The organism is Streptomyces mayteni, from assembly GCF_054783955.1.
Map to the genome: position 1 here is coordinate 26,325 of NZ_BAAGPR010000086.1, position 6,940 is coordinate 33,264.

The 6,940-nt window shown below is 75.6% G+C and carries 5 protein-coding genes; 4 read left to right on the forward strand and 1 reads right to left on the reverse strand.

Annotated features, from left to right (window positions below):
• The first annotated feature begins 4 nt into the window (after positions 1–4).
• Positions 5–1,441, forward strand: coding sequence for a cytochrome P450 family protein (locus tag ACYVPE_RS29305; protein ID WP_461036756.1), 1,437 nt, complete (start codon positions 5–7; stop codon positions 1,439–1,441).
• A 1,132-nt stretch (positions 1,442–2,573) separates the two neighbouring features.
• On the opposite strand, the gene ACYVPE_RS29310 is transcribed toward ACYVPE_RS29305, so the two are convergent.
• Positions 2,574–3,275, reverse strand: a complete 702-nt coding sequence (locus ACYVPE_RS29310; RefSeq protein ID WP_461036757.1) for a FadR/GntR family transcriptional regulator — start codon at positions 3,273–3,275, stop codon at positions 2,574–2,576.
• A 172-nt stretch (positions 3,276–3,447) separates the two neighbouring features.
• Here ACYVPE_RS29310 and ACYVPE_RS29315 point away from each other — a divergent pair, with 172 nt between their 5' ends.
• From ACYVPE_RS29315 to ACYVPE_RS29325, 3 genes are all read left to right on the forward strand, one after another.
• Positions 3,448–4,695 (forward strand): SLC13 family permease, encoded by a 1,248-nt coding sequence (locus ACYVPE_RS29315; RefSeq protein WP_461036758.1) that lies wholly within the window; start codon positions 3,448–3,450, stop codon positions 4,693–4,695.
• A 56-nt stretch (positions 4,696–4,751) separates the two neighbouring features.
• Positions 4,752–6,209 carry an acyl-CoA synthetase gene (locus ACYVPE_RS29320; protein ID WP_461036759.1) on the forward strand — a complete coding sequence of 486 codons (1,458 nt, stop codon included), beginning with the start codon at positions 4,752–4,754 and terminating at the stop codon, positions 6,207–6,209.
• Positions 6,206–6,940: carboxyl transferase domain-containing protein (locus ACYVPE_RS29325; protein ID WP_461036760.1), on the forward strand; the 735-nt coding region annotated here is incomplete at its 3' end. The genes ACYVPE_RS29320 and ACYVPE_RS29325, both read left to right, overlap by 4 nt.

Sequence of the window (6,940 nt, forward strand, 5' to 3'; positions counted from 1 at the left end):
TTCCATGACCTCCCCTGCCCCGCTGACCCCCGACGGCGCCCCCTGGCCGCCCAGGGCCGGCGCTCCGGCCAGCTACGTCCCCATGTACGGGCCCGAGTTCGAGGACGACCCGACCGCCTTCTACCGAGGGCTGAGAGAGAAGTACGGGCCGGTGGTGCCTGTCGAGGTGGACGAGCGGGGCGGCTTCAGGGGCTGGCTCGTGCTCGGCCACCGGGAGCAGCTCGAGGTCCTCAACAACCGGTCGGGGCTGTTCACGCACGACTCCCGCTGGTGGCGCGACCAGGCCGAGGGCCGGGTGCCCGACCACCCGCTCGTGCAGCAGACCGAGCGCCGGCGGAACATGTTCTCCACCGACGGCACCGAGCACCAGCGGCTCAGGTCGCCGATCGACCAGGCGCTGGCCGGCCTCCACCCGGAACACACCCACGGCTACGTCGACCACCTCGCCGACCAACTGATCGACGCGTTCCCGGCCTTCGGCCCGGTCGACGTCGTCGCCTGGTACGCCCAGCCGCTCCCCATGCTCGTCATGATGGGCCTGCTCGGCATGCCGGAGGAGCGGGCCACCGCCGTCTCGCAGACCGTCCTCGAGATCGTCCAGGCCGGCCCGGGCGCCACGGCGGCCGCGCGGCGGATGGACGAGCTGATGCGGGAACAGGTCGAGGAGAAGCTGAAGGCGCCGGGCGCCGACCTGACCTCCTGGCTGATCGCCCAGTACGGCACCGGCGTCTTCGACCCGGACGAGGTCGCCGACCAGGTGCGGCTGCTGCTGCAGGGCGGCCTCGGCCCCACCTCGGCCTGGATCGCGGCCACGCTGCTGCGCCTCGTCACGGACGACCGGCTGCGGGGCGACGTCGAGAAGGGCGTCGTCACGCTGCCCGAGGCGGCCAACCGGGTCCTCTGGGACGACCCGCCGGTGCATAACGTCTTCATGAACTGGGCGACCGCGCCCACGGCGTTGGGCCAGTACGAGATCGGCGCCGGCGACCTGGTGATCGTCTCGATGGCCGCCTCGGGAACCGACCCCGCGGTGCGGCCGGTGGACGAGGACGCGCTCCGCGTCAGCCGCGCCCACCTCGCGTGGGGCGCGGGAGCGCACGCCTGCCCGGCGCAGGACCTCGGCTCGATGATCGTGGAGGCGGCGGTGCGGCGGCTGCTGCACCGGCTGCCGACGCTGCGGCTGGCCATCGACGAGCGGGACCTGACGTGGGGCCCGTCGTACGTGGTGCGGATGCCGATCGAGCTGCCGCTGATGTCGCCGACCCGGGTGCCGGCGAGTGGGGCGGCGGAGCCGCCGGCCTTCATGACCTTCCCGGCGGCGCCTGGCGCCCCCCAGGCGGTGCCGCCGATCGGCCTCCCGGCCGGCGCGCCGGGCGCCGACGACCCGGCGCGGGGGCAGCCGCGGTGGCGGGCGCTCTCGACGTGGTTCCTCCGGAAGTAGCGGGGTAGGGGCGGGCCGGTGCCGGGGCGGGCCCACCCACCCGCCCTCGGCGGGTGGCCTAGCCCGGCCCCGGCCGAGGGCCCGCGGCCCTGCCCGGGCCGGACGCCCGGGCCGGGGCCTCCGGCCCTGCGGGCGGGCTGCGCCGGGTGTTCGGCCGCTAGTTGGCGTGATGGCCGTTGCGACTGGCCGGCATGCCGGCGGCCTGCTGGCCACCGGCCGGCCCCCGCAGGCTGGTGACCTGGGCGCAACTGGTCTGCTGCGCCTGGCGTTTGGGGCAGCTGGCGCGGGGCGCCCCTCGGGCGGGTGCCGTCGCACGGCCCCGGCCCTGCGGGCCGGCTGCGCCGGGTGTTCGGCCGCTAGTTGGCGTGATGGCCGTTGCGACTGGCCGGCATGCCGGCGGCCTGCTGGCCCTGGCCAGGCCCCGCAGGCCGGTGACCTGAGCGCAACTGGTCTGCTGCATCTGGCACTTGGGGCAGCTGGCGCGGGGCACCGGTTGGGCGGGCGCCGTCGCACGGCCCCGGGCCGGCTGCGTCGGGTGCTTGGACGCCCGCCAGTTGGTCGGACGGCCGTTGCGACTGGCCGACACACCGGGTGGCCCTTCGGGCGGCCGGCCTGGCCCGGCGCCGGCCGGTGGGCCGGCGAGCGGGGCCCAACTGGTCGGCTGCGCTGGGCACTTGGGGCAGCTGGCGCGGGGCGCCCGCCGGGCGGGTGCCGTCGCACGGCCCTGGCCCCGCGGGCTGGGCAGGTCCGCCTCTCAGCAGCATGTTGGCGCCTTTCGGGCGGCCGGCCTCGCATGGCCCCGGTCGGTTCGTGCGGCCCGGCTGCGCCGGGCGACCCAGCCGGTGGGGCGTGCCGTTGGTCGGCGGCCACTCACGCGGCCGGCGTAGCGCCTTCCGGGGAAGCCGGCGCCGCTCCTCACCGGGCGGCCGACCCAACTGGGTCGCGTGGCAAGGGCCCGTCGCGCTCGGCGCCGGCGCAGAACTGGAAACGGCGGCCGCCGCAGGCCAGACCGTCCGTCTAGCCCGGCACGCTCGGCGCCGGCGCGGGACGAGTGGTGGCGGGTGCAGGCCCGTCGTGCCGGTGTCGGCCCAACTGCCGTGGCGCCAGCGTTCCGCTCTTCGGGCCGGACCGGCTAGTGGTCCGGTTCCCAGTCCAGGAGGCGGACCTTCGCGACCGTGCGGACGTGGCGGCGCATGGCGGTGGCGGCCGCCTTTCCGTTGGCGGACTCGATCGCTTCGAGGATCGCCCGGTGTTGGGCCAACGACCGGGCCGGGCGGCCCGGTTGGCGGAGGGACTCGACGCGGCTCTCCGCGATCTGCTCCGCGATGGACCGCATGAAGTCGGCCAGCAGGCCGCTGTGCGCCGCCGCCGTGACCGCCGCGTGGAAGCGGCGGTCGCCCTCCACGCCGTCCGCGCCGGCGGCGATCTCCTCGGTCATGTGGTCGAGCGCGGCCCGCAGCGCCGTCAGGTCGTCGGCCGTGCGCCGCTCCGCGGCGAGCTCGGCCAGCTTGGTCTCCAGCGCCTCCCGCGCCTCCAACACCTCCGGCAGCCGGCGGCGCCGCTCGACCAGTTGTTCCACCGGCTCCGCGTCCAGGCTGTCCCGCCGCAGATAGGTGCCGCCGCCGTGCCGCACCTCGACCAGGCCCTGTACCTCCAGGACCACGATGGCCTGCCGCACCGACGCCCGGCTCACCCCGAGCCGTTGCGACAGCTCGCGCTCCGGCGGCAGCCGGTCGCCGGCCCGCAGGCCGGCCTCGCCGACGTAGCTCCGCAGCCGGTCCACGACCTGTTCGTACAGCCGCGGCCTGGGCATCGGCCGTAGCGCCTCGGACATACCTGGCCCCCTCCCACCGGCTGAGCGCAGCGTAGCACCGGCCCGCCGACCGGCCCGGTGGCCGAGTGGCTGAACCAATTTCGTCGGGAGCCTTGACGGTCATTTCCAGCCGCTCCACTGTGGTTCAGCCACTCGGCCAATGACGGCCGCAGCTGAAGGGGAGGAGCCCCCGTTGTCCCCCGAACTGATCTCCATCCTCGTCCTGGTGGTGGTCTTCGTGATCGCCACCACCCGCTCGATCAACATGGGCGTCCTCTCCTTCGCCGCCGCCTTCGGCGTCGGGGAACTGGTCGCCGACCTCGACAGCGACGGCATCTTCGCCGGCTTCCCTGGCGACCTGTTCGTCGTGCTGGTCGGCGTCACCTACCTGTTCGCCATCGCCCGCGCCAACGGCACCACGGACTGGGTGGTGCACGCCGCCATCCGCCTGGTCCGCGGCCGAATATCACTGATCCCCTGGGTGATGTTCGCGATCACCGCGGTCCTCACCGGCATCGGCGCGCTCTCCCCGGCCGCCGTCGCCATCGTCGCGCCCATCGCGCTCAGCTTCGCCGCCCGCTACGCCATCAGCCCGCTGCTGATGGGCGCCATGGTGGTGCACGGCGCCCAGGGCGGCGGCTTCTCGCCGATCAGCATCTACGGCACCATCGTCAACGGCATCGTCGACCGCGAGGGCCTGCCCGGCAGCGAACTCGGCCTGTTCTTCGCCAGCCTCGTCGTCAACCTGCTCATCGCCGGCATCGTGTTCGTGCTCTTCGGCGGCCTGAAACTCGGCGGGGCCACCACCGTGGACGACGCCCGCGACCGGGAGGCCGCCACCCTCGACCCGGCCCGCGCCGCCACTCTCGTCGCGCTGCTCGCGCTCGTGCTCGCCGTGCTCGTCTTCGAACTGGACGCCGGCCTCACCGCCATCACCCTGGCCGTGCTGCTCAACGTGGCCTGGCCGGCGGTCGGCAAGCGAGCCGTCGGCGAGATCGCCTGGCCCACCGTGCTGCTGATCTGCGGCGTCCTCACCTACGTCGGGGTGCTCGAGGAGATGGGCACCATCGAGTACGCGGGCAACGCGGTCGGGGACATCGGCGTCCCCCTGCTCGCCGCCGTGCTGATCTGCTACATCGGCGCCATCGTGTCGGCCTTCGCCTCCTCCGTCGGCATCATGGGCGCGCTCATCCCGCTCGCCGTGCCGTTCCTGCTCCAGGGCGAGATCGGCGCGGCCGGCATGATCGCCGCACTCGCCGTCTCCGCCACCGTGGTGGACGTCAGCCCCTTCTCCACCAACGGCGCGCTGGTGCTGGCCGCCGCGCCCGACGTCGACCGGGAACGCTTCTTCCGGCAGCTGATGGTCTACGGCGGGGTGATCGTGGCCGCCGTGCCGCCCGTCGTCTGGCTGGCGTTCGTCGCCATCCCCGAGCTTGGCTAGCCGCGGCTTCGGCTAGAACCAGTTCATCCGTCCACTCCTCCGAAGGAGCGCACCGCATGCCGCCGCTGTTCCCCGCCCTGGCCGCCGGCACCGACCGTCCGGCGCTGCGCTTCGGCGCGGGCCCCGACCTCTCCTACGCCCGTCTCGCCGGCGCGGCCGGCGCCCTGGCCGCCGAGCTGTCCGGCGTCCGGCGGGTCGCCGTCTGGGCCACGCCCACCACCGAGACCGCGGTGGGCGTGCTGGCCGCGCTGCTCGCCGGCGTCGAGGCCGTGCCGCTCAACCCGAAGATCGGCGAACGCGAGCTGGTCCACATCGTGGCCGACTGCGCGCCCGAGCTGGTGCTGACCGCGCCGGGCGACGAACTGCCAGCGCCGCTCGCCGCGTTGCCGCACCGCGCCGTGGACCTCGCGGCGCCGCCCGTCGCGCCGCCGGCCGAGCCGACCGACGACGAGGCGCCGGCGCTGATCGTCTACACCTCGGGCACCACCGGGCCGCCCAAGGGCGCCGTGCTGCCGCGCCGCGCCATCGCCGCCACCCTCGACGGGCTCGCGGCGGCCTGGCACTGGACGGCGGACGACGTGCTGGTGCACGCCCTGCCGCTGTTCCACGTGCACGGGTTGATCCTCGGCGTGCTCGGCCCGCTGCGGCGCGGCGGCGCCCTGCGGCACCTGGGCCGCTTCGCCACCGAGGGCGTGGCGCGGGAGCTCGCGGCCGGCGGCACCATGCTCTTCGGGGTACCCACCATGTACCACCGCATCGCCGAGGCGCTGACGGCCGGCGACGAACCGCTGGCCAAGGCGCTGGCCGACGCCCGGCTGCTGGTGTCAGGATCGGCCGCGCTGCCGCTGCCCGACCACCGGCGGATCGAGGCGGCCGCCGGGCGGCCGGTGATCGAGCGCTACGGCATGACCGAGACCCTGATCACCACCGCGGTGCCCGTCGACGGGCCGCCGCGCACCGGCACCGTAGGGCTGCCGCTCGACGGCATGGAGCTGCGCCTGGTGGACGAGGCGGGCGCCGCGCTCGACGCGTGGGACGGCGAGACGGTCGGCGAGATCCAGCTGCGCGGGCCCAGCCTGTTCACCGGCTACCTCAACCGGCCCGACGCCACCGCCGACGCCTTCGCGCCTGGCGGCTGGTTCCGCACCGGCGACCTGGCGGCCAGGGAGGCCGACGGCTCGGTGCGGATCGTGGGCCGCCGGGCCACCGACCTGATCAAGAGCGGCGGCTACAAGATCGGCGCCGGCGAGGTGGAGAACGCGCTGCTCGACCACCCGGGGGTACGGGAGGCCGCGGTCACCGGCGAGCCCGACCAGGACCTGGGCGAGCGGATCGTCGCCTGGGTGGTGCCGACCGACCCGGCGGCGCCGCCGACCGAGGCCGAGCTCGCCGACCACGTCGCGCGGGAGCTGGCCCCGCACAAACGACCGCGTACCGTGCGGTTCATGGACAGCCTGCCGCGCAACGACATGGGCAAGCTGCTGAAGCGCGCCCTGACGGCCGGCACGTCATGAGCGACCGGCTGACGGCCCGCGGCGCGCTGGCCGCCGTCGCGGACCACTTCGAGGAACTGCCGGAGCCGTCGGCCGGGGCCGGGGCCGGGGCCGGGGCGACGGCGCCGGACGGCCCGATCGGCTGGGCCGGCTACGGCGAGGCCAGGGCGGCGGCGACCGCCCGCACCGGGGAGACCGAGTCGGTGGTGTGCGGGATCGCCCGCGTCGGCGGCCGGGAGGCGGTGGCGATCTCCTTCGAGTTCGGCTTCCTCGGCGGCTCGCTCGGCGAGCGCACCGGCGACCGGCTCGCCGCGGCCCACGCCACGGCCAGGGAACGACGCCTGCCGGTCGTGACGTTGATCGCCACCGGCGGCAGCCGGATGCAGGAGGGCATGCGGGCGCTGAGCCAACTCCAGCGGGTGGCACACGAGTCGGCCCTCACCAGGGCGGCCGGGCTGCCCCAGCTCGCGGTGGCCAGGGACCCGACAACGGGCGGCGGCTGGGCCACGCTCGGCGCCGGGGCCGACGTGATCCTCGGGCTCGCCGGCGCGCAGATCGGCTTCGCCGGCTCCCGGGTGCGGCCGGCCGACGCCGACCCCGCCGCGTACACGGCGGAGGCTCAGCTGGCGGCCGGCCACCTCGACGCCGTCGTCCGGCCGGCCGAGCTGCCCGCCAGGCTCGGCCGCTACCTCGCGCTGCTCACCGCGCCCTCGGCCGGACCGGCCGGGCCGGTCGAGCCGGTCGAGCCGCCG